The 21,512-nt window shown below is 29.7% G+C and carries 21 protein-coding genes; 3 read left to right on the top strand and 18 right to left on the bottom strand.

Features of this window, described 5'->3' with window-relative positions; translation table 11 throughout:
• Positions 1-9: 9 nt before the first annotated feature.
• The 8 genes from ACY2RW_RS04295 to ACY2RW_RS04260 form a co-directional block, all read right to left on the bottom strand.
• A complete protein-coding gene (locus tag ACY2RW_RS04295; protein WP_490121466.1) occupies positions 10-1,458 on the bottom strand; it encodes an arginine decarboxylase in 1,449 nt (482 codons plus the stop codon).
• Between the two features lie 376 nt (positions 1,459-1,834).
• On the bottom strand, positions 1,835-2,542 hold the full coding sequence (locus tag ACY2RW_RS04290; protein ID WP_490121465.1) for a pirin family protein: 708 nt from the start codon (positions 2,540-2,542) through the stop codon (positions 1,835-1,837).
• Positions 2,543-2,674: 132 nt separating this feature from the next.
• Positions 2,675-3,544 carry a pirin family protein gene (locus ACY2RW_RS04285; protein ID WP_490121464.1) on the bottom strand — a complete coding sequence of 290 codons (870 nt, stop codon included), beginning with the start codon at positions 3,542-3,544 and terminating at the stop codon, positions 2,675-2,677.
• Positions 3,545-3,794: 250 nt separating this feature from the next.
• Positions 3,795-4,232: a MarR family winged helix-turn-helix transcriptional regulator gene (locus ACY2RW_RS04280; RefSeq protein ID WP_490121463.1), complete on the bottom strand. Its 438-nt coding sequence runs from the start codon at positions 4,230-4,232 to the stop codon at positions 3,795-3,797.
• A gap of 218 nt (positions 4,233-4,450) precedes the next feature.
• Positions 4,451-4,699: a glutaredoxin family protein gene (locus tag ACY2RW_RS04275; RefSeq protein ID WP_490121462.1), complete on the bottom strand. Its 249-nt coding sequence runs from the start codon at positions 4,697-4,699 to the stop codon at positions 4,451-4,453.
• A 3-nt stretch (positions 4,700-4,702) separates the two neighbouring features.
• The gene (locus ACY2RW_RS04270; protein ID WP_490121461.1) at positions 4,703-5,239 is read right to left on the bottom strand and encodes an NADPH-dependent FMN reductase; all 537 of its coding nucleotides are present in this window, start codon (positions 5,237-5,239) and stop codon (positions 4,703-4,705) included.
• A gap of 167 nt (positions 5,240-5,406) precedes the next feature.
• The gene (locus tag ACY2RW_RS04265) at positions 5,407-5,814 is read right to left on the bottom strand and encodes an OsmC family protein (RefSeq protein WP_490121460.1); all 408 of its coding nucleotides are present in this window, start codon (positions 5,812-5,814) and stop codon (positions 5,407-5,409) included.
• Positions 5,807-6,166 carry a DoxX family protein gene (locus tag ACY2RW_RS04260; protein WP_490121459.1) on the bottom strand — a complete coding sequence of 120 codons (360 nt, stop codon included), beginning with the start codon at positions 6,164-6,166 and terminating at the stop codon, positions 5,807-5,809. Before ACY2RW_RS04260 ends, ACY2RW_RS04265 begins: the two co-directional genes overlap by 8 nt.
• A gap of 213 nt (positions 6,167-6,379) precedes the next feature.
• Between ACY2RW_RS04260 and ACY2RW_RS04255 the strand changes: the two genes are divergently transcribed.
• Positions 6,380-6,958 (top strand): hypothetical protein, encoded by a 579-nt coding sequence (locus ACY2RW_RS04255; protein WP_490121458.1) that lies wholly within the window; start codon positions 6,380-6,382, stop codon positions 6,956-6,958.
• On the top strand, positions 6,958-7,995 hold the full coding sequence (locus ACY2RW_RS04250; RefSeq protein WP_490121457.1) for a DUF262 domain-containing protein: 1,038 nt from the start codon (positions 6,958-6,960) through the stop codon (positions 7,993-7,995). The genes ACY2RW_RS04255 and ACY2RW_RS04250 overlap by 1 nt, the downstream gene beginning before the upstream one ends.
• Positions 7,996-8,338: 343 nt before the next feature.
• Here ACY2RW_RS04250 and ACY2RW_RS04245 read toward each other — a convergent pair whose 3' ends face one another.
• The 10 genes from ACY2RW_RS04245 to ACY2RW_RS04200 form a co-directional block, all read right to left on the bottom strand.
• Positions 8,339-10,027: a hypothetical protein gene (locus ACY2RW_RS04245; RefSeq protein ID WP_490121456.1), complete on the bottom strand. Its 1,689-nt coding sequence runs from the start codon at positions 10,025-10,027 to the stop codon at positions 8,339-8,341.
• Positions 10,028-10,095: 68 nt separating this feature from the next.
• Positions 10,096-10,689, bottom strand: coding sequence for a hypothetical protein (locus tag ACY2RW_RS04240; protein WP_490121455.1), 594 nt, complete (start codon positions 10,687-10,689; stop codon positions 10,096-10,098).
• 1 nt (position 10,690) lies between these two features.
• Positions 10,691-11,215: a hypothetical protein gene (locus tag ACY2RW_RS04235; protein WP_490121454.1), complete on the bottom strand. Its 525-nt coding sequence runs from the start codon at positions 11,213-11,215 to the stop codon at positions 10,691-10,693.
• Between the two features lie 40 nt (positions 11,216-11,255).
• The gene (locus ACY2RW_RS04230) at positions 11,256-12,491 is read right to left on the bottom strand and encodes a DUF6638 family protein (RefSeq protein ID WP_490121453.1); all 1,236 of its coding nucleotides are present in this window, start codon (positions 12,489-12,491) and stop codon (positions 11,256-11,258) included.
• Positions 12,484-12,930 (bottom strand): RDD family protein, encoded by a 447-nt coding sequence (locus ACY2RW_RS04225; protein WP_490121452.1) that lies wholly within the window; start codon positions 12,928-12,930, stop codon positions 12,484-12,486. The genes ACY2RW_RS04230 and ACY2RW_RS04225 overlap by 8 nt, the downstream gene beginning before the upstream one ends.
• Position 12,931: 1 nt before the next feature.
• Positions 12,932-13,519, bottom strand: coding sequence for an NUDIX domain-containing protein (locus tag ACY2RW_RS04220; protein ID WP_490121451.1), 588 nt, complete (start codon positions 13,517-13,519; stop codon positions 12,932-12,934).
• The gene (locus ACY2RW_RS04215) at positions 13,509-15,470 is read right to left on the bottom strand and encodes an AAA family ATPase (protein WP_490121450.1); all 1,962 of its coding nucleotides are present in this window, start codon (positions 15,468-15,470) and stop codon (positions 13,509-13,511) included. The genes ACY2RW_RS04220 and ACY2RW_RS04215 overlap by 11 nt, the downstream gene beginning before the upstream one ends.
• Positions 15,471-15,623: 153 nt before the next feature.
• Positions 15,624-15,983, bottom strand: coding sequence for a four helix bundle protein (locus tag ACY2RW_RS04210; protein WP_490121449.1), 360 nt, complete (start codon positions 15,981-15,983; stop codon positions 15,624-15,626).
• A 174-nt stretch (positions 15,984-16,157) separates the two neighbouring features.
• A complete protein-coding gene (locus tag ACY2RW_RS04205) occupies positions 16,158-17,204 on the bottom strand; it encodes a hypothetical protein (RefSeq protein ID WP_490121448.1) in 1,047 nt (348 codons plus the stop codon).
• Positions 17,205-17,299: 95 nt separating this feature from the next.
• Positions 17,300-18,643 carry a coiled-coil domain-containing protein gene (locus ACY2RW_RS04200; protein WP_490121447.1) on the bottom strand — a complete coding sequence of 448 codons (1,344 nt, stop codon included), beginning with the start codon at positions 18,641-18,643 and terminating at the stop codon, positions 17,300-17,302.
• Between the two features lie 200 nt (positions 18,644-18,843).
• On the opposite strand from ACY2RW_RS04200, the gene ACY2RW_RS04195 reads away from it, so the two are divergent.
• Positions 18,844-21,435: a T9SS type B sorting domain-containing protein gene (locus ACY2RW_RS04195; protein WP_490121446.1), complete on the top strand. Its 2,592-nt coding sequence runs from the start codon at positions 18,844-18,846 to the stop codon at positions 21,433-21,435.
• The last annotated feature ends 77 nt before the right edge of the window (positions 21,436-21,512 follow it).

Here is a 21,512-nt window from a genome sequence, read left to right as displayed (position 1 = left end):
GTTGATGTGTTAAAACACTTCTTGTTTAATTATTTTTTCTTCTTTTTTTGTTGTTTTATTAGTTTCTCCATAGCCTAAAATGGATAATAATTCGCTACTTTTTTGTTGCTCTTTAAATATTTTAGTGATGATATTTCCATCTTTATCTCTATCAATAATTAAATGTTTTGGATGTGGAATTAAACAATGTTGCAAACCACCAAAACCACCTATAGATTCTTGATAAGCACCAATATTAAAAAAACCAATATACAAGGGTTTATCTTTCTCATAAACAGGTAAGTAAATTCCGTTTACATGTTGTTCTGAGTTGTAATAATCATCACTATCACAGGTTAAACCACCTAACAAAACACGTTCATATTGTCTATTCCATTTATTTATTGGGAGCATTATAAAACGTTTATTAATTGCCCAAGAATCTGGTAAAGTGGTAATAAATGATGAGTTTATCATATTCCAACGTTCTCTATCATTTTGTTTTTTTTGATACAAAACCTCGTAAATTGCTGCTCCAGATTCGCCTACTGTAAAACTTCCAAACTCCGTAAAAATATGAGGTACTTCTACATTTGCTTCATCACAAGCCTGTTTTATTTGATTGATAATTTCATCAATCATATATTGATAATCGTACTCAAAACCTAATGAATTTTTAATCGGAAAACCACCTCCAATATTTAAGCTATCTAAATTTGGACATACTTTTTTTAGGTTGATGTACACTGTTAAACATTTCATCAACTCATTCCAATAATAGGCATTGTCTTTGATACCTGTGTTGATGAAAAAGTGCAACATTTTTAAATCAACTTGAGGGTTTTTAGCTATTTCACGCTCATAAAAAGTAACGATATTTTTATAACCAATTCCTAATCTAGATGTGTAAAATTCGAATTTTGGTTCTTCTTCAGAAGCAATTCTAATGCCTACATTTAGTTTTTTGTCAGTTTCATCCATCAATAAATTTAACTCCTCATAATTATCTATGATTGGAATGCAATTTTTATGTCCTGAATTGATTAAATATCCAATATTTTTGATGTACTGATCGCGTTTAAATCCGTTACAAATCACGAAAGTGGTGTCTTTTATTTTTCCTTCTTTCTTCAGATTGTTTACAATATCGATATCAAAAGCAGAAGAAGTTTCTATATGAATATCATTTTTTAAAGCTTCATTTAAAATGTGCTTAAAATGAGAACTTTTTGTACAATAACTATAAAAGTATTTGCCTTTATAATTGTGTTTTTCTATACTATTTTGAAACCATCCTTTTGCTTTATTGATGTTTTCGGATATTTTTGGTAGGTATGTAAATTTTAATGGAGCACCATATTTTGCTGCTAATTCCATTAAATTTACACCATGCCAAAACAATTTATTGTTTTCTGTTTTAAATTCCTCTTGAGGAAAATCGAACGTTTGCTCGATTAAATCTATGTATTTTGTGTTCACTTTATTTTAAAATAATTATAGGATAAATGATGCTAAACTAAAACTGAAAAAGTTTTAGAAAAGAAAATATAACTCTTAAAAAGAGATGATTATCACTGTAATATTTGTAAATAAACAACGTGCAACTTAGAAATACGCTGCACTTCTTTTAGAAAGGAAAATGGAGACACCTTAATTTTTTCGTTGCATTTCCAAAATGCTGTATAACTTTCATTCTCCAAAGGAAAGTTATTTCCGAAATAAGAAAAACTTAACAATTTTGCTTAAAATAAGTTAAGCAAATGTATATTTTTTTTTAATACAAAGACAAAAAAAGTATTTTCTTTAAAAAAAATACTTTTTTATTGTTAATTTACTTTTAATAGGTAATTAACTGCTAATCAATTGGCACATCAATTACTAGTAACTTACTTTTAGATTTTGCTTTAACGCTAACTTTATCAGCCTCAGATATACCTATAGCATCTCTTTTGTACAAGATTTCATCAGCAACTTCAACTTCACCATCTATTAAAAAAAAATAAGCTCCGTTTTTTAATTCGTATTCAGTATCAATTCCTGCATCTAAATCTATCATAGCAATATAACCTTGTTGATTTATAGGTAAAGAACCTTCAACCTGATTTGTTCTTGGAGAAACTAAGGTTTGAAACTTGTTTTTCCTTCCTTCTTCTTCAAAAAACTTTTGATTGTAATAAGGTGCTACTTCTTGTTGCTCTGGAATAATCCAAAGTTGTAAAAAATTAACTTCATCTGTTTTAGAATCGTTAAACTCTGAATGTGTTAAACCTGTTCCTGCACTCATTACTTGCACTTCTCCTACTTCTATAGCGCGTTTATTATCCATAGAATCTTTGTGAGATAAGGCTCCTGAAATGGGTATAGAAATGATTTCCATATTTCTATGAGGATGTGTACCAAAGCCCATTTTTGGCTGTACAACATCGTCATTTAAAACACGTAACATGCCAAAATTCATTCTTTCTGGATTTTGATATCCTGCAAAACTGAAGGTATGATGTGATTTTAACCATCCGTGATTTGCATGTCCTCTTGTATCTGCTTTGTGAATTGTTTTTTTCATTATTTTATTGTTTTTTATGGTCATCTTGAGCATTACTAAAATTAAAATATATTTTAATTGTAAGTAGCTTACGAAGTTATCGAAAGGTTTTAAGATTTCTCGACTGCGCTCGAAATGACATTTTATATCATATTAATACAAATACCCCATTTTTCCTGCTTGATAATCACGCATTGCTTCTAAAATTTCTGTCTGCGTGTTCATTACATAAGGACCATATTGGGTTACTTTTTCATTGATGGGTTCTCCTGATAAAATCAACAAAGTACTTTTTTGTACTGCTTCAAATTTTATAGTATTTCCATCTTGATTGAAAGTGACCATTTGATTTTCGCCTTTTTTTAAATTCTCAGCATCATTTACAATGATTTCGCCTTCTAACAAATAGAGTAAAGATTGATGGTTTTCTGGAATCTCAATTTCTATGCTCCCATTTTCATCAGCTTTTGCTGTAAATACATTTACTGAAGTTTGTGTACTAATATTTCCTTTTACTTCTTTCTGATTCCCTGCAATGACATTTAGTTGCACTTTTTTATCCTCAGAAAAAATCTTTGGGATTTGGGCATCTTCTAAATGTTGATAATTAGGAGAAATCATTTTATCTTTTGCTGGTAAATTTAACCATAGCTGAATTCCCTCTAAATCGCCACCTTTTTTTACAAAGGCTTTAGTTGGTGCTTCTGCGTGAATAATTCCACGTCCAGCAGTTGTCCACTGAACTCCACCTGCTTTTACCACCATTTCATTTCCTAGAGAATCTCTATGCAATTGTTCTCCTTTAAAAAGTAATGTTATGGGCTCAAAACCTCTGTGTGGATGTGGACCCAAATCAAAAGGATTGTTAAATTCTGAAATTGCATAAGGTCCATAATGATGTAATAATAAAAAAGGATCTACATTTTCTATGCCTTGTGTTGGTAAAGGTTGACGCAATCTAATTGGACCCATATTTACTAACGAACTTGTAACTTTATGTTGTATGGTTTTATATGTTTTCATTTTTTTGATTTTTATATTCCTGATATTATAGGAATAGCAATTATTAAGCTTATTTTAGTTATGTGTGATTCTGAAACAAGTTCAGAATGACGATTATTTATAAATCAAAATAATGCTTGGAATTTTTAATCGTATATATCTGAAATTCATCATTATTTGTTTTTGATTTATTTTCCTTGGAAAATATTTTAATAAAAAAATACGGTTCTATTTCCAATGAGACTCTGAAACAATTCCAGAATGACAATTTTTATCTTATTTTATCTAACAAGTTGCTTAATGTTTCTGCTTCTTCATCTGTTAAATTTTCTAAAAATGCTAAATTTTTATTATCATCTATAGTTGACAAAAGCTCTAAACCTTGATTTGTAATTTTTACATAAACTACTCTTCTATCATGTTCACAACGTTCTCTCGCAATTAAGCTTTTATCACACAATTTATCCATTAAACGTGTTGCATTTGGTGCTCTTTCTATCATTCTGTCTTTTACAATTTGCACCTTAGTTCTTTCTTTTGCTCCTCTTAAAATTCTTAGGATATTGTATTGTTGTGGTGATATTCCATAAGGTTTAAAAAACTCATTTTCTTTGCTATTTAACCAATTAGAGGTGTATTTGATATTGATTAAAGCTTTGACTTTATTACTCACAAATTTTGATTTTATGTCTTTTGAAATGTCTCCCATTATTTAGTATTCAGTATTCAGTATTCAGTGTTCGGTGTTCAGTGTTCAGTGTTCAGTGTTCAGTGTTCAAAAATAAAAAGCTTTGACAGGCTCAGCTTGACATTCTTTATCATTTATTAACTAATTTACTATTTCAATTTTATTCCCTTCTTATTTCGAAGTTTTTCTAGAAGTATCTTCTCCCAACTTCAAACTTTCATCTTCCAACTTCTATCTTCTTACGCTCTCAATTTTAAATCTTGCATTATTTTGTTAAACTCTTCTGTTGTTGGCGTTAAATACACATTGTCATCAACAAATAGAGTTGGAAACTTTGCAATACCTCCATACAATTCTTTGCTATGTTCTCTGGCATCAGCATCTTTAGAAATATCTTTATAGATGTAAGGAACATCTGTTGAGTTTAAAAAATTCTTAAAAGCAACAGTGTATGCGTGACCTTGTTTTCCGTATAAAACTATCTTCATTTTTTATTGATTTACAGCATTTTCAAATTCAATTACTTTTTCTTTTAATTCTTTAGATAATTCTTTGTCAATTATTTTATCGTCTTTAAAATTGTCTCCAAAACTTGGTAAAGAAAAACTTACCAATGGTTTGCCACCCATTCTAGAAAATTTTGATGTACCTGCTTCTAAAACAGAGGCTCCTCCTCTTCCTCCAGGCGAAGTTGCCATTAATAACAATGGTTTATCTCTGAAAACGTTACCTTCTACTCTAGAACTCCAATCGAATAAGTTTTTAAAAGCTGCTGCATAAGAACCATTGTGCTCTGCTAATGATAAAATAAAGCCATCATAATTATCAAATAAAGCTGAAAATTTTTGGGCATCTTTTGGCAAACCATTTTCTTTTTCTTTATCCTCACTATATATTGGCACTTTAAAATCTCTTAAATCTATCACATCAAAAGCCGTTTTTTCTAACTTTTTTGCTGCATAAGTTGCCAATTTTTTATTGATGGATGTAGAGCTTGTGCTCCCTGCAAATGCTAGTATTTTTTTCATATTATTTTGTTTTTTTTATTTGTTCTCGATACAATTTTTTTTTAGCTACGTTAGGTATCTTTAATCAAAATGTATTTTGATTTCGATAATCTCAAAATCACTCGAACTAACAAACAGCAAACTGCGACTGGAAACTGCTGACTGATTTCTGCCAACTGCATACTGACTTACTGAATACTACTTTCTATAACAGTTTCTCCTTTTATCATTTTTGCAACAGGACATTTTCCTGCTATTTCTAATAATTTTGTTTTTTGATCTTCTGTAATTTCGTTTTCAAAAGAAATTTCTTCTACCAAACTCTTTTTAATTCCTTCTGATGTCTCTTCTTCTTTTTGAGAAACATTTACAGTTATTTTACCAACTTCCCAACCTTTTCTCTCTGCATACATTCTTAAAGTGATTGAGACACAACCTCCAACTGCTGTGAGTAAATACTCTACTGGAGTTGGTCCATTATCATCACCTCCAGAAGCAACTGGCTCATCTATGGTTAAAAAATGATTTCTTGCTTTTGCTTCTGCCAAATAGTTTCTGTTTGATAAAACTATTGCTGCTTTGTTGGTTTTAGCCATTGCTTATTTTTTTGCCTGTTACATAAGATACAATTAATAAAATCATTGCGAATAAAGCTCCCCATTGTTCTCCATCTCCTATCATAACGTGTGCAAAAAAGGCTAAAATAAATGCGAAGAAAAAGCCAGCATACGCCCACTCTTTTAATATTTTATTACCAATGAACCAAATTGCAGCTAAGCCTAATAGCTTTGCAATGGCATAAGGATAAATAATATAAGTTGGATACCCAAAATTGGTAAACATTGTTGCGACTTCTTCATGATTGAAAAAATACATTCCTGCTGAAAAAAGCATTAATAATGTTAACAATCCTGTTGAGATGTAATAAATAATTTTAGTTGTTTTCATCTTAGTTGATTTTAAATTCTAGACAAATTTACAACAAATAATTTTATTTACCAAGGAAAATAAATCCTTGGAAATATATTTAAATTGATTTTTATTAAAAAGGGTAGTTTTACGTGCTGTTTTCTTGTTAAAAAAGGCTAAATTAGCTAAATACGTTTTTAAAACGTTGCTTAAACTTGATAACGTTATGTACAACACTGAAAAACTAATCTTTTGAAAGAAGAACTGACTAAAGAAATAATTGATTATCACCCAAATTATATAAGTTCTAAATGGATATTAGAAAGAGTTCCTTATATTTTTAATAATGATTTTGAACTCTACATAGATTGGAAAGAAAGATTAGGTAATCTAATTGGTGTTGATGGAAAAGCAATTACTTTTACCGGTAGTTCTGCAGTAGGAATTAGTCTAAATCCAGAAAAGAATTTTAGAAAATTCGATGGTAATTCCGATATTGACGTAGCAATTATTTCAAGTCACTACTTTGACGTATCTTGGCATCATTTGAGAAATTTAGGGCCGAAAAGACATAAACTTAAATGGAAAGAAAAAGAAGCAATTCGAGACCACAGAGAAAGATTAATTTATTGGGGAACTATTGCTACTGATAAAATAATACAAATTTTACCATTTGGTAAAACTTGGATGTTAGCAATAGATGAGATGAGAAAAATAGAACCTACTAAAGATAGAGATATAAATTTTAGAATATATAAAGACTTTGAATCCTTAAGAGAATATCAATCTGAAGGAATAGGAAAACTTAAGGACATAATCATAACAAAATAATGGCAGATTTTTTACAAACAACGCACAGAGATATTTCTTGGTTTAAACAAGCTGATGAATTAGACCAATTAGAAATGAGACCTCCTTTTCAAAGAAATTTGGTTTGGACAAATAAGCAAAAAAGTTTTTTAATTGATAGTATACTCAATGGATTTCCTATTCCTGAACTATATATGCAAGATTTAATTCAAGAAAATGGTAGTAAACAATACATTGTAGTTGATGGACAACAACGAATCACATCTTGTCTTGAATATATTCACGGTGATTTTGAAATTGATGGAAGAGACAGCCCTTCATTAGGTGGATTATCATTTGATGATTTGAATGCTAATCAAAAGAAAAAGTTATACGGATATCAATTCGTAGTCCGAATGCTTCCAGAAATATCCGATTTAGAACTTCGAGAAATTTTTCAAAGACTAAATAGAAACAATGTAGTTTTAAATCCTCAAGAACTAAGACAAGCTACATATTGGGGGCAATTTATCAAACTAATGAATAAGTTAGCTACCCACGAGTTATGGCAAAAAATTGATGTATTCACAGCAACTGATATTAAAAGGATGAAAGATGTTGAATTCATTAGTGAATTGTCAATTGCTGTTTTACACGGAGTTCAAAATAAAAAACAAACCCTTGACAAATATTATGAATTATACGAAGAAGAATTTCCTGAAAAATTTGAATTGCAAGATAAATTTGACAAGGTTTTAAGAGAAATTATTAAAGTATTACCTCAAATTGGAAATACAAGATGGTCAAAAAAAACTGACTTTTACACGCTTTTTGTTTTATTCAGTAAGTATACTGAGTTAATGCCTATGTCAGACGCTAAAAGAGAAACTGTTGGAAAAGAACTTATGGAGTTTGCAGATAAAATAAACAAATTAGTAAGAGTTGAAAAAGAAGAAGGCGAAATAGCAGAGACAAGTGAAAGTGTAGTGCAGTACACCCTTAATTTAAGAGCATCTTCCGATTTAGGAGCAAGAAGAAAAAGACAAGAAGCATTGGATGCTGAATTAAACATAATGTAATAAAATAATCTAGACAACAACCATATTTAGTTAATTACTAATACAAGTGATTACTTTTTAATTTCCTTCAACTCTAAAAGCAAGCAAACAAGTCTAGCCCTGATTAACTCCACTTTAATATTTTTTTGAGTCGTTGAATGCTTCGCATTTGAAACGATTTGTTTGAGCTCTTTTTTATGCCTAATGAAAACGAAATTCCTTTTATCGATAAAGAAGTTTTTTATCTGATATTTACAGATGCTGAACTAAATTGAGCATAAAAAAAGCGAGTAGTGAAAGCAGGAAATAGCTACGAATAAAAAGACCTTTCGACTGCGCTCAAGGTGACAAATCTGTTAAAAATCTACTGATTCATTTTAATAGAATCTATTTGCTTTTGCAATCGTTGAATTTCTTTGCTATCTTTTACTTGTTTAGAAATCAATTTGATAGAATCTAAAATCTGACGATTGGTTTCTAAAATACTTTTCTCTTTTTCGAAATAAATGTTCTGATTTTCGCTAGCTCTCCAAGCTTCATTGAGTTGTTTATACACTTCTTCGTTCCAAGTACTTGGTCTTTTAGCATCTATCCAAACTACATCTCTATATTCGCTATCAATTAATGCTAAATCTGGTGTTGCAGAACCATCAAATTGTGCATTTTCTTTTTTGATTGCAGAAATGGTACTTAAGAAAAACATACGTTTTCTGCCTGCAATATCTTTAATATAAGGTCTAAATTCTACAGGTTTATTTACAGACCAATCGTATTCTTTTTTAGATTCAATGACTTTTAAAGGCATTGCAGAAACTCCTGCATAGCCTTCTTTTTTTGCAGCATGATCGTAATAATACAATTTATCTGTACCATCTGCAGGAATAAAAACGCTAAAGGTTAAACTGGTTCTTTCATCGCCAACTGGCTCTAAACCAAACCAATGATATAAACCAGAATAGGCTCCAATTTTAGTGTCAGAAAAATCGAAATCGGTTACAAAAGGTTGTTGGTTTTGATCGTCTGGTAAATCTGGAATTTTTACAGCGGTTTTCATGTTCCAAGGCAATGGATCTGAAAAACCTGCTAAAAACTTTAAACTTTCTGCTTGCAAACGAGATACTTTTTCTGCCAACGTATTTTGTTTGGTTAAATATTCGTAATTTTTCATTTCTTCTGGAGAAATATAGGTTCCTTTTCCAATGGTGATTCTCTCTAAATAATCTTTCCAATTATGCTCTCCATTTTCTACAATCATAACTCCTCCAAAAGTTGGATATGGAAAAAAGAAACCTTTCCACTTTATCAAACTCACCACTTGTACCCAAGCTCCTTTATCATTTTTCATATAATAAGTATCACTGGGTTCGTAATTGAACAACATCCAAGGATTTAAACGCTGAACAACAGCATTGTAGGTGTTTCTACTAAATTTCAAAGACTCGCCAATAGAAAAGGTAACTGGAATTCGATTTTCGCTCGAAAAACGTGGAAATGGTGTTGTACTGGATACAGAAAAAACCTCTTCTGTATTGTCTTTAATTCCTTGCCAAACATATTTTTCTGTAGGCTGAATTGCCATTGTCCATTGATTGTTGCCATCTACTCTTACCAAATGTGGCAAAGAAACGTCTTTGGTTTCTCCTACAGATTCGTTTGCCATTGAAAAGATGTTTCTTAATGGTTGAATTCTTTCGTTTTGGGTTAATGGCAATTCTACAATTTCGATTTTATTTAAATCGTTAAAAACGTTGTAGGTTTTCATGTAATCGTAGAATTTTAGATTCCATCCTACATAGTATAAGATTCCGAAAAAAGCAGCTAAGAAAATTAAAATACCAATTCTTTTTCCTGTACTTGCTGATTTTCTGAAACTTCTTAATCCGAAGTAAAGAATGGCAAAACATAATAAAATGATGAAAATAAATTTTCTAATAAATAACAATGCTGGTTGATAATCATCTCTTAAAAAGAATAACAATGCAATGATTATTATACTTAAAATGATGGTTATTTTTTTCTGTTTTGCTCCTTTATTCCAATAATTTTTTAACATATTAAAGCCCACCTTAATCCTCCCAAAGGGAGGAAACTTGCAGCGTGGGTTACTGTGTTTTTATTTTATTAATAACTTAATGAGAGAGAACTACAACCAAACTCATAGTTATCTAAAAAGTTTTCTTTGAAGTTCTGTTTTTTTTGCAAAAAATCTACTTCTTTATCAAATTCTAAACAATTATATGCTAATTCAAACTCTTCATTGTTTACAAATTCCCATTTATTATCTTGATAAAAATATTTATAAAAATCCTCATTCATTCCCTTTCGTTGATAACCAACTTCAATTTCATAAAAACCAACTTTTTTTAAAATTTCATATTGTTCAATTACTTCCCATTTATCTGTTGAGTATGAATATAATTTTAGTTTCTCTTGATTTAATTTATCTAAATATTTAAACTTATTAGGATTAAAGATAACTTCATAATCTAAATCCTTGAACCAATCTATAGCATAATTCAGATATTCTTCTTTACTAACTAGAATTGTTGACTTTAAAATATTTGCGCAATCTATTTCTTGAAAATATTTTTCAAAAAATGTAAATGGGACATCATATCCATCAAAAATTTCTTCAGATTTACCACTAATTTCCATAGGGTTACTTGTTTGAGGTTTATCTAAAGTAGCTTTTATGTGAGATATATCTAAACCCATTCTATTTCAAAAGCCCTTTATCTTTTAAACGTTCTCTTGCACTTTTTTCTTGCTCTTTGGGTTTTTCAATTTCTTCTTGAGCCTTCTCAATAGCTACAGGTTCTTTTGTTTTTATATCTTCTATAAAATCTTTTCCTTTTTCTAATACATCATTAAACTTTTCTTCTAAAGAACCAGATTGCTCTTCAATAATTTCTGATGACTTAAAAATTAATCCAGCTAAATAAGTACCTACTAATGTCCCAAAAATCATAGAGGCAAATAACGATATTGTTGCTAAATCTATAGGAATTAGAAAACGTGTGATTAAAATTCCAATTAAAAAGAAAGCAGTAATAAAAACCAATCTTAAAAGAAAACTTTGCTCGTAAATAAAACCTTTTTTATCTGTTGGTTTCATTTGTAATTCTTTGGAATTCATTAATTTATTAAAAAATCGATACACTTTATTTGTGCAAGATTCTCTCCAATAAATAATTACTCCTAATAAAATTGATGCGATAAATATAATGAGTTCAAGTGTCATGGTTTTTGATTGAATTTCTTTATAAATGAGTCTGTTTTTTCTAAAAATTATTACAAATTGTTTCTATTACCCAATCTTGAGTAGATTCTTCTAAAGTTTTAAATATTTCATAAAACTGTTCTTTATCATACCAATATAAAAATAAAACATCTTTTGGCACAATATTTACTAACAAACTCCAAATTAAATCTTGATGATTGGGTTTTAAAGAGGAATGTGGTTTGTGCAAGGCAACATAGATTTCTCCTTCTAAAACTTCTTTGGGCTTTACTGATTTAGAGATTTTCTGTTTCTCTAAAAAACGTTCTAAATTCATCACTTTTTTTCTTGATGAAATATCAATTTTGTTTAAATAGCTTTTAAATAGAATAGCATCTTGTAAAATTTCTTTTATTGGATGTCTGGTTTCTTTTAAATAGGATGAAAATATAAATTTCTGAATTCTATGATATCTTTTTTTGGTGTTTTCTTCTTCTAACTCTAACTCAATAACATTATAGCTCCTTAATTTTTCTATCATTTCTGAATGTGAAATATGATACATTAACACATCATAAGTAGTATCATTTATAGCCTCTTTATACGTTTCTTCTTTTTCGAAAATTAATATTGGTGTAGCTAAGTCTCTTAATAAATAAATACCTCCAAAAGCTTTTGTATAAAAAGAATCTGTAGTATAAACAATGTCTTCTAACAATAGATTTCTTTCTCTTAAATCTCCATATTTTTTTGCAGATGCTAATAATTTTTGATGTATTTCTTCATCTATAAAATTGTTATTCGATTTAAAATTTTCAATCAATTTTAATTGTTCTTTTTTTGCTTTTCTAAAATCATCTATCAAATGAAATTTAACAACTACATCTTTGTATCTTAAAATATCTAAAGGTTCGTAAAAAACATCAATTTTTTGATCAAAATCTATACAAATTGCAGAATCTCTTGTAATGTCTTTAATTGTCTTTTCGTGCTTTTTAAACACTGTTTTGATTAAGTCTTTATCAAAAGAATGAAAAGGATTGTAAACAGGAACTCCTTTTTGCTTTGGGGTAATTATAATTGCATGTGTGTTTGCTTCACCATTGTTTAAATAAAATTGTTCTTTTTTTTCTGCTGCAATTTCTGGACTCCAGCCAGCTCCGTCAATCGTAAATTTTTCGAGTTTCGTTTCTGTAAAACCCAACTTTAATAAACATTTATTATAACGATCTACCAATTTCCCACTAATGGGAATGATTTCGTTTCTGTATAAATTGGCTTGTTTTAGTTTATCCATTGTATTTACTTTTTATAACAAAAGTGCCAGCTGCTGCATCTCCAATTCTTTGATTATTCTTATTTATTGCAGCAATAATTATCCCAATAACAAACATACAATCAACAAAGCCTACAAAAAACCTTATAAATGCTTGTCCCATGTTTATTTCTGAAACATTTTTTGAAACAACCTTAATATCCATAAATCGTTTACCAATAGTTTGTCCAAATAATCCCTCACTAATTGGCCAAAGCAAAAAACCAATACAAAAGGAGATTAATGCTGGTATACCTTCCAAACTTATTGATGTAAAACTTACTTCTTGATTATTAAATAAAAAATTTATAAATACTAATGATAAATAAAAAATAAAATAATCAATAAAAAAAGACATAATTCTTCTACCAATACTTGCTTTCTCAAATTTTGCATAATAATTATCAAACTCTTCTAACATTCTAATTCAGCAATTTTTTCACTTTTAAATGATACAACAACATTATGGTTCTTGCATCTATAATTTCTTGATTTTCTATCATGTTTAATGCTTCTGAAAACGACATTTCTAAAACCGTAATTTCTTCGCTTTCTTCTGCTAAGCCTCCTCCATTTTCTATTTTATCTGCTGATGAATATTTTGCGACATATAAATGTACTTGTTCTCTCATTAATCCTGGTGATAAAAAAACTGTACTTACTTTTTCCAATTCAGAAATATGATAACCAATTTCTTCTCTAGTTTCTCTAATGACACTTGTTTCTGGCGATTCATTTTTATCTATTGAACCTCCGCAAACTTCTATTGAAAAACCGTTTTTTACACCAGCAACAAACATAGGTATTCTAAACTGTTTAGATAAAACTACTTTTTGGGTTGATGGATTATAGAGCAAAACTGCAACTCCATCTGCTTTTCCATAGACTTCGTGGGTTAAGCGTTCTGTTTTTCCGTTTTTAAACGTAAAATCGAAACTGACTTGCTCTAACTTTGCCCAAATATTGGAAAGTACTTTTGAGGTTACGTTTTTAATTTTCTTATCTGTCACCTCCAAATGTTTTTCTCGCTTCTAAATCTATATTTAATTGATTTACTCTTGCATCTACTTTACGCTTAAAATCGGTATCTGCAATTGTGGCAACATTGTCTAAATAACGAACTACTTCTTGTCTTCTAATTTCAGAAAAATCCAAACCTTTCATGTTACTTTTCATTAATTCTTGCAACATATTAAACTTGGTTTCATAATTTTTCTTGAAATATGTTTCAGGGTTTTCAAACCAATCTGGTTCCAAATCAAAATCAGTTAATCGTAAAGAAATTGCAGATTGAATATTACGCACATCTCTTGAGGAAAAGAATGGAAAAATTTGCTGAATTTCTTTGTATAAACTCGCAAAGAATAAATGTTCGTTAGATTTATGATTTTTTTCTGCTCTGTCATAAGCTTCTAAAACTCTTTCTTCTGATGGTTTTTCTACAGCACTTAAAATATCTCCCATGCTTTTTGCCAATCCTTGGTCTTTTAAAAACTCATAATTAGAAGGATTTTGCATATTCACAAAATCTGGCATTGTTTTTTCGAACTTTTTCCACCAAATATAATCTTGGTCTAAAAAGTCGTGTTCTGTTCTTGCTCCATCAATTTTAAATCTTCCTTGTACACGAGAAATCACTGCTTTGTCTAACATTTCTGGTAGATTTGTAAATAAACCTATGGATGAATTTCCATAATTTACAGCATAAGCACCTTCTGTGTATCGTAAAAACACTCCAATTACTTCTTTTACACCTGCTGAAACTCCTTGTGCAGTTCTTTCTTGTAAATTATTTTCTGCGTCGTCAATAGGTGCAAAAATCAATTTTGTTGGATCTTGCATTGGTTTCATCCATTCTACCATTTTTTCTGCTGAACCTCCTTGAAAAGTAGAAATCAACGTATCTGGCATTGGATGAAACAAAAATGGAATGTCTAAATTGTCTGAATGTTCTTTTAAACGTGTTGCAATTGCTGCAATTAACATACTTTTTCCTGTTCCTGGAATTCCATAACCCATAAAAACGGGCATGAATCCTCCTAATTCTTGAAACGGATTTTTCTTTGCATCAAAATCGTAACTCAACATACGTTCTGTTAACCTGCGTGCAAAGTGTTTTGCGTCTTTATTACCTACAATTTGCTCAAACTGAATTTTATTAAACTCAATACTTTTGGCAGTTCCAGAAAAAACATTTTCCCAGCCAGAAACTGCAAAATCGCTATTTTCTAATTTATAGGTTCTGTCTAAAATGGTTTCTGTGTACTCTAATGTGCTTTTTCGAAGCTGAATTTCATCAATAAAAGCTTCAAAATAAACCACTGTAAAATCGATTACATCTTTATCTGTTTTTACAATATCTGGATGTCCTAAATATTTATCAAAATAAAATAAAGCACACGCAATTCCTTTTAAAGGTGATGTAAAAGACACTTCTGGAATCCCTGCAAATTTCTGCTTCATTACAGATAGATCGTCTGATGCATGTGGTTTTAAATCGTGTAAAATTTTATATGCAGTTGCAAATAACTGAAACGCAGTTGCTGTTTGTAATTTGCTTTCATATTCTCTTTTTCCTGAATTGTCTAATGCTGATTTGCGTTCATTTAAACTGGATAAACCTGAGGCATCATAATAACTATCTTTTATCCAAATGCCTAAAGTAATTCCTTCTTGAACAGCATACAGAGTCTGATTTAAATACACAGGAATCGCAATAGAATCTGGCAATAAACGCTTTTTTAAAGCTAAAATAGTTTTAGAAACTGAGGTAACTTCTACATTACTTCCGTTATTAGCTCTAGACAAATACAGTAAAATTGAATCGTCTTTGGCGTCTTTATCTTTGTTTTTAGCTCTATTGCTTTGTTCCCATTGAACGGATTTTAAATATCCTGATGCTTCATCTCTTAGAACATCTAATTCGTTTTGTTTTATTGGGAAGGTTGAGTTGTGATTCATTTCAGTTAGCAGTTTTCAGTTGGCAGTTGGCAGTCATCATTAGACTCTTTCTACTCAACATATTATATATTGTTTTTATTTATTTTCAATTTTTTATTTTCTAATAACCTAATTTACTGACTGCAAACTGTGGACTGCAGACTGAAAACTATTTCATCTAAATTTATCAGGATTATTTATCATATAATTAAGAAGTTTTCCAACCTCTTCACTTTTTGTTTGTAATTCTAACTTCTTTTTTTCTGAAATATATTCACAAGCCAGTGCAAAATCTAACCATAATTGTGTCTCAGAATTCTCACTATCAGCATCAGAAATTTTACTTTTAAAATGCTTTTCATATTGTCTTTTTCTATATCCTTCTGAAATATTTGAACAGACAGAACGACTTGAACGAACAATTTGAGAAGTTAAACTAAAAAGTTCTTCTTTAGGAAACGTTTTAGCTAATCTAAAAATCTCCATTGCTAAGGCAAAACCTTTTTTATATGCTAAAAGTGTTTTAAAACTCATATCTTTTTAGTCTTCATTCAGAAGTTTTCAGTTGGTAGTTTCTCTGATATTTTACTCTCTCTATTTTTATTATTATTCCTTTTAATTAAATTCTATTTCTAACAAACTTGCTAACTGAAAACTGCCAACTGAAAACTGCCAACTGAAGACTGCTGACTGAAGACTGCTGACTAATTACACTTCAATCTTCAAACTCGCTAATTCAATTGGACTTTTAGCCAATTTGTGTAGAACCTCAGGAGTTCTATTATGCAATAATTGAATGATTCTATGTGGTGCAAAAACATATCTTTGTTTGATTACATCACTCCATTTTTGCATGGTTTGTTTTGAGAAAAAACCTCCTTCTGTAAATGTTTCTCCAGAGAAAACCTCATCAATTCTAAGTGATAAAGCATACGATTCTAATGGAATTTCCTTTCTTGCAATTCCGCCTAAAATTGCGTGTGTAATTTCATTTTCATCTTTTGCAAATACATTATGAAAAGGGCCTAAATCGATTCTTTTGATATGTTTTGGCTGAATATCTGATAATTTTCGGTCTATATTATAAGCCATTGTATCTAAAGCCATTTCTCTATCTGCACTTTCTTTTAAAGCTTGATAGATTTTATCTCTGTCTTTTAACGCATTTTTTCCTTTATAATCAAAATACATGTAACATATAAAAGGTCTGTTGTGGCTTACATCGTAAAAACTCCAACTAGTTAGGTATTTATAAGAAGCATCTTTTGGAGCTTCTAAAATTTTACCTTGCACAAATCTGTTAAAAATATATTGCTGTTCTACAGATTTATAATATACAATTGAGGCAGCTTGAAATAATCTACTTCTTTTTACAGCTTGCTTTTTTCTTAAAAGTGTATCTAAAAATTCTTCTTTTAACGTTTCTGTATCTGTTAGTTTGTCTAAATATTGATTTCTCAATTCTAAATCATTGTACAAATACCTAAATTCTAAATAATTAGGAAAACCAGAGTCCGTTAAATCTACTTTCATATTATCTTCCTCATCATACATATATTTAATACGCATGGCTTCTATAGAATACAAAAGTAAATCTGAATATTGTTTAAAAATCAATAGTTCTTGATGTGTACACAAGCCTTCTTGTTGTACACTTACAATGAGTTCTTTCAATACAAAATCTACCATTTTATGATAAAAAACGTATTGTTCTTTAGAATTTAAGGTTGCAGAATCTAAAGGTGTTGTAATCATATTTTCAGTAGGCAGTTTTTCAGTAGGCAGTTGGCAGTCATCATCATTATGTCAAAAACTGACTGTTAACTGAAGACTGCATACTGCTAACTTTTTTAAGATAACAAATCGTCGTTAGAAGACTCTTTTTTTGGTGCTTCTGAAGGTTCATCATCGTTATTTACAGGCGCATTTGGATCTGCTTTGTAATAGTCTTCAAAAATTTCTTTCATATCTATACCATATCTGTCTGCAAAATTCTTTTGAATATCGATATCTTTTTCGCGAATTTCTTGTAAAGCTTCTGCATACGTACTATACACACCTGTCATTACTTTTTCATGTACAGGAATATTATCCATCATATCTTGACGTGCTCTTGCACTTGCAGAATGCATAGAGGCTAAAGTTTCTCCTATATGTTCGTCAGTTTTAACACCTAAATGCTCTAAAATAGCCGCAAATTCTTGATCTGTTCTTGCTTTTAAAGCAACAATATATCCATCATAATACTTTAATCTCTCTTCTGTATCTGACTTTAACTTTGCTCTATGAGTCTGTAAATTAGAACGTAAAGAAGTTAATACTTTAATTGTTAAATTGTGTTTGTGTACAAAACTATCTTTACTGGCTGCCAAAGTTGTATAGGCATTTTTCAATCCTTCTAATTCTTCTACTTTTTGCTCAATAGCAGTAACTTTACCAATAGCTTCAGAATAGGCTGTAGATTGCTTATCTGCAATTTCGTCTAATTCTTGACGTGCTTGTTTTAACAATGCATATTGCTCTTCTAACTTATCTTCTACTTCTTTCTTCTTTTCTAAAGCTTTTGTATGATTTTTAGAAGCCTCTACAATAGCCGTTTTTAGTTTTTCTTCTACTTCTTTAATCTCTACTTCTCTGTTTTTTAAACGAGTAACTGCTGCTTGAGATTTAAAAGAAAGTTCTCCTAACAATGTTTGAATATCTGCACTTTCAATTCGTTCTTGAAACATTGCTTTTGCTTTATTATCTGCTCCTGCTCTTGTTTTTTCTGCTGCTGCAAACTCTATTTCCTCTCTTTTAATTCTAGATTTTCTCCCCCATAAATTATTCCACCAAGTATCTGGTTTGTTTTTTGCATCTTCTAACTCAATTCTTGCTCTTTCTAATGCTTTTTGAGCATCGTCTATTACTTTTTGCTCAGCTTCATTTAGTGCAGAAAATCCTTCGAATTTAATACCAACCTCATCTTGATAGTCTGTTAAATCTTTAATAGCATCTAACAAAGAAGATCTGTCTTTTTCTGCCATATCTACAACATCATCTAAAGTTGCATTTAGTATTTTTTGACGTTTTTCTGGATCTTCTTCTTGAGACAATTTAGATTTCATTGTATCTATAGCTTTACCCCAGTTTACATCTACTTTTTCAGTTTTTTGGTTTGAATTCGTTTCTAATAAGTCAAAATCATCAGACATATATTTAGTTTTTAAGTTGAACAATTTTTAAGTGAAGCAATTTCGTTATTTTTTTTGAAAAAAAAGAATATTTACTTTAAATATATGTAGCAATTATTCGTTATTTGTTACAGAAAGTAGCATGATATTTTAAAATATTGATTTTTTTTTTTGCAAATTAACTCACTTAAATATAAAAACGAATAAAAAATTCATTCATAATGAAAAAAATCCTCTTACTGTTTTTTGTTTTTCAAACGCTTCTATCATTTTCTCAAAACGACTGTACAGATGCTCTAATTGTTTGTGGAAGTAGCAATTTTAGTGATTTAAACGCAACTGGTGTTGGTACACAAGAACTATCTGGTTCTAATACTTGTAGTAGTGAAGAAAACAATAGCTTATGGTTTAAAGTAAATATAAAAAAAGGAGGAACCTTAGGCTTTATTTTAACACCAACTTTATCTGATGGAACAGTTAATACAGATATTGGTATCGATTTTGATTTTTTTGTTTTTGGTCCTAATGTTAATTGTGGCAATATTGGAAATGCAATTCGTTGTTCAACAACCAATCCTATTGGGTCAGGACAATCTAATAATTTAACAGGTATGAACGAATCTAGTTCTGACACTAGTGAAGGCCCTGGTCCTGATGGAGATAGTTTTGTAAAATGGCTGACTACTAATGACAATGATTCGTATTTTATTGTAATAGACAGACCAATTGGTAGTAGTAATTTTAAATTAGACTGGACTGGGACTGCAACTTTTTTTGATCAACCAAAAGTAACAGCACCATCTATTGGTACAAGCTATAATTTAGAAGATTGTGATACAGATGGGGTTGATGATAATTCTTTTTCTTTTGATTTAAAAACCTATGAAAACAATATTTTAAACGGACAAACAGATGTAGAAGTTACATACCATACATCTAATAATGATGCTTTAACAAATACAAACAAAATAACAACTCCATCAAATTTCAAAAACACCTCTAATCCACAACAAATATTTGTTAGACTTACAAACAAACTTTCAGAGTGCTTTTCTACAACTAGCTTTAACTTAATTGTTAATAAAATGCCAGTTACACAGCAACCCACTCCATTAATTGTTTGCGATGATTTAACTGGGGGAAGTGACACAGATGGTATTTCTAATTTTATTTTAAACGTTAAAGACAAAGAAGTTTTAGGAGCTCTTAATAGTGCAGATTATTCAATTTCTTATCATTCTACTCTAAATGGAGCTAAAACAGATAATACAACTGATGTTATCGATAAAAACACCAATTATACAGTAAATAGATCTCAAACTGTATTTATAAGAGTAGAAAAAAATAATAACACTTGTTTTGACACTAGCAAAACATTAGAATTAAGAGTTGCTGAATTACCTACTGTAAATAACCCAGTTACTCTTAAACAATGCCACAGCAACCCAAATAAACAAACTACATTTAATCTTACCTTATCAGAAAAAAATATTTCAAGCAACTATTTAAATGAGAAATTTGAGTATTATCCAACAGAAAATGATGCTAAATTAGGAACTAATTTAATTAAAGATGCTACTGCTTTTTTTGTTGATACTCAAGGTGAAGCTTGGGTAAAAACAATTTCTAAATTTAATTGCTCTCGCATTTCTAAAATAAATTTAAATGTTAGTTATGCTCCAAACGAACCTTATGAAGAAACTTTTTTTTCTTGTGATGATTTTCTAGATAAAGATGGCAATGACACAAATCAAAATTCAGAGACAGATGGAATTACTTTTTTTGATTTTAGCAGTGCTCCAGCAAATATATCAACCGATTCTGATATAAAAATAGAATTTTATGAAACTGAAAGTGACAGAACAAAATCTATAAATGAAATACAGGAAAATCAGAACATATCAAAGTACAGAAACAAAAATATACCCAACACCTCAAACAGTCGTTTTCCTATTTATTACAAACTAACTAGCAAAATTAATAATGATTGTGTTGGCATTGGGCAAATTTATTTAAAAGTAAATAAAATACCAGATTTTAAAATTACAAGCCCTCAGTTTTTATGTCTTGGAGAAACCCCTTTAAAGCTTAATATAGAAAACCCTAAAGATAATTATACTTACGAGCTAAGAGACGAAAATGGCAATTTATTAAAAACATCAAATACAACTCAATTTGATATTTTTACTACTGGTGTTTACTCTATAACTGCCTCAAAAACAGAAACAATTACATGTTCTAAAACTAAAACAGTAGAAGTAAAAGATTACGTAGCTGTATTTTTAAAAGAAAGTCAGATTAAAATTACAGATGAATCTAATAGTGCAGAAAATAGCTTTTCTATAAACATAGTTGATGAAAATAATAATTTAGGAGAATATGAATTTGCTTTAAAAAATGAAGCTGGTAAAATTATTAAAGACTTTCAAAACGAAACTATTTTCAACAACTTAACAGGTGGAATATACACCATAATTACAAGACATAAACGTTTATGTGTTGTTGACTCTGAATTAAAAGTTTCAGTTTTAGAGTTTCCAGATTTTTTTACTCCAAATGGAGATGGAAAAAATGATACTTGGAAAATTAAAGGAGCCTCAAAAGCTTTTTATCCTAAAAGCAATATTTATATTTTTAATAGATTTGGTAAACTCATTGCAACAATTGATATTGACAGTCAAGGTTGGAATGGTGCATATAAAGGAAAAAAAATGCCAGAAAATGATTATTGGTTTAGTGTACAATTAATTCCTTCAGATATAACTAAGTCTGCTATTAATAAAAAAGGGCATTTTTCGCTTTTAGCAAAATAAAAAACGCCTGTAAATAATAAAGTTGAATATGAATAATTTGAGTAATTAAACTTTTTTTGATTTATAAGGTCTAATAA

The organism is Polaribacter sp. 2305UL8-11 (assembly GCF_058147165.1).
The sequence above is the reverse complement of the archived record's forward strand: the minus strand, read 5'-3'. Positions and strand labels throughout refer to the sequence as shown.

Bases quoted from the DNA above. Each gene is read 5' to 3' on its own strand.
- ACY2RW_RS04290 (WP_490121465.1), bottom strand. From the start codon at position 2,542: ATGAAAAAAACAATTCACAAAGCAGATACAAGAGGACATGCAAATCAC.
- ACY2RW_RS04285 (WP_490121464.1), bottom strand. From the start codon at position 3,544: ATGAAAACATATAAAACCATACAACATAAAGTTACAAGTTCGTTAGTA.
- ACY2RW_RS04280 (WP_490121463.1), bottom strand. From the start codon at position 4,232: ATGGGAGACATTTCAAAAGACATAAAATCAAAATTTGTGAGTAATAAA.
- ACY2RW_RS04275 (WP_490121462.1), bottom strand. From the start codon at position 4,699: ATGAAGATAGTTTTATACGGAAAACAAGGTCACGCATACACTGTTGCT.
- ACY2RW_RS04270 (WP_490121461.1), bottom strand. From the start codon at position 5,239: ATGAAAAAAATACTAGCATTTGCAGGGAGCACAAGCTCTACATCCATC.
- ACY2RW_RS04265 (WP_490121460.1), bottom strand. From the start codon at position 5,814: ATGGCTAAAACCAACAAAGCAGCAATAGTTTTATCAAACAGAAACTAT.
- ACY2RW_RS04260 (WP_490121459.1), bottom strand. From the start codon at position 6,166: ATGAAAACAACTAAAATTATTTATTACATCTCAACAGGATTGTTAACA.
- ACY2RW_RS04250 (WP_490121457.1), top strand. From the start codon at position 6,958: ATGGCAGATTTTTTACAAACAACGCACAGAGATATTTCTTGGTTTAAA.
- ACY2RW_RS04245 (WP_490121456.1), bottom strand. From the start codon at position 10,027: ATGTTAAAAAATTATTGGAATAAAGGAGCAAAACAGAAAAAAATAACC.
- ACY2RW_RS04240 (WP_490121455.1), bottom strand. From the start codon at position 10,689: ATGGGTTTAGATATATCTCACATAAAAGCTACTTTAGATAAACCTCAA.
- ACY2RW_RS04235 (WP_490121454.1), bottom strand. From the start codon at position 11,215: ATGACACTTGAACTCATTATATTTATCGCATCAATTTTATTAGGAGTA.
- ACY2RW_RS04230 (WP_490121453.1), bottom strand. From the start codon at position 12,491: ATGGATAAACTAAAACAAGCCAATTTATACAGAAACGAAATCATTCCC.
- ACY2RW_RS04225 (WP_490121452.1), bottom strand. From the start codon at position 12,930: ATGTTAGAAGAGTTTGATAATTATTATGCAAAATTTGAGAAAGCAAGT.
- ACY2RW_RS04215 (WP_490121450.1), bottom strand. From the start codon at position 15,470: ATGAATCACAACTCAACCTTCCCAATAAAACAAAACGAATTAGATGTT.
- ACY2RW_RS04210 (WP_490121449.1), bottom strand. From the start codon at position 15,983: ATGAGTTTTAAAACACTTTTAGCATATAAAAAAGGTTTTGCCTTAGCA.
- ACY2RW_RS04205 (WP_490121448.1), bottom strand. From the start codon at position 17,204: ATGATTACAACACCTTTAGATTCTGCAACCTTAAATTCTAAAGAACAA.
- ACY2RW_RS04200 (WP_490121447.1), bottom strand. From the start codon at position 18,643: ATGTCTGATGATTTTGACTTATTAGAAACGAATTCAAACCAAAAAACT.
- ACY2RW_RS04195 (WP_490121446.1), top strand. From the start codon at position 18,844: ATGAAAAAAATCCTCTTACTGTTTTTTGTTTTTCAAACGCTTCTATCA.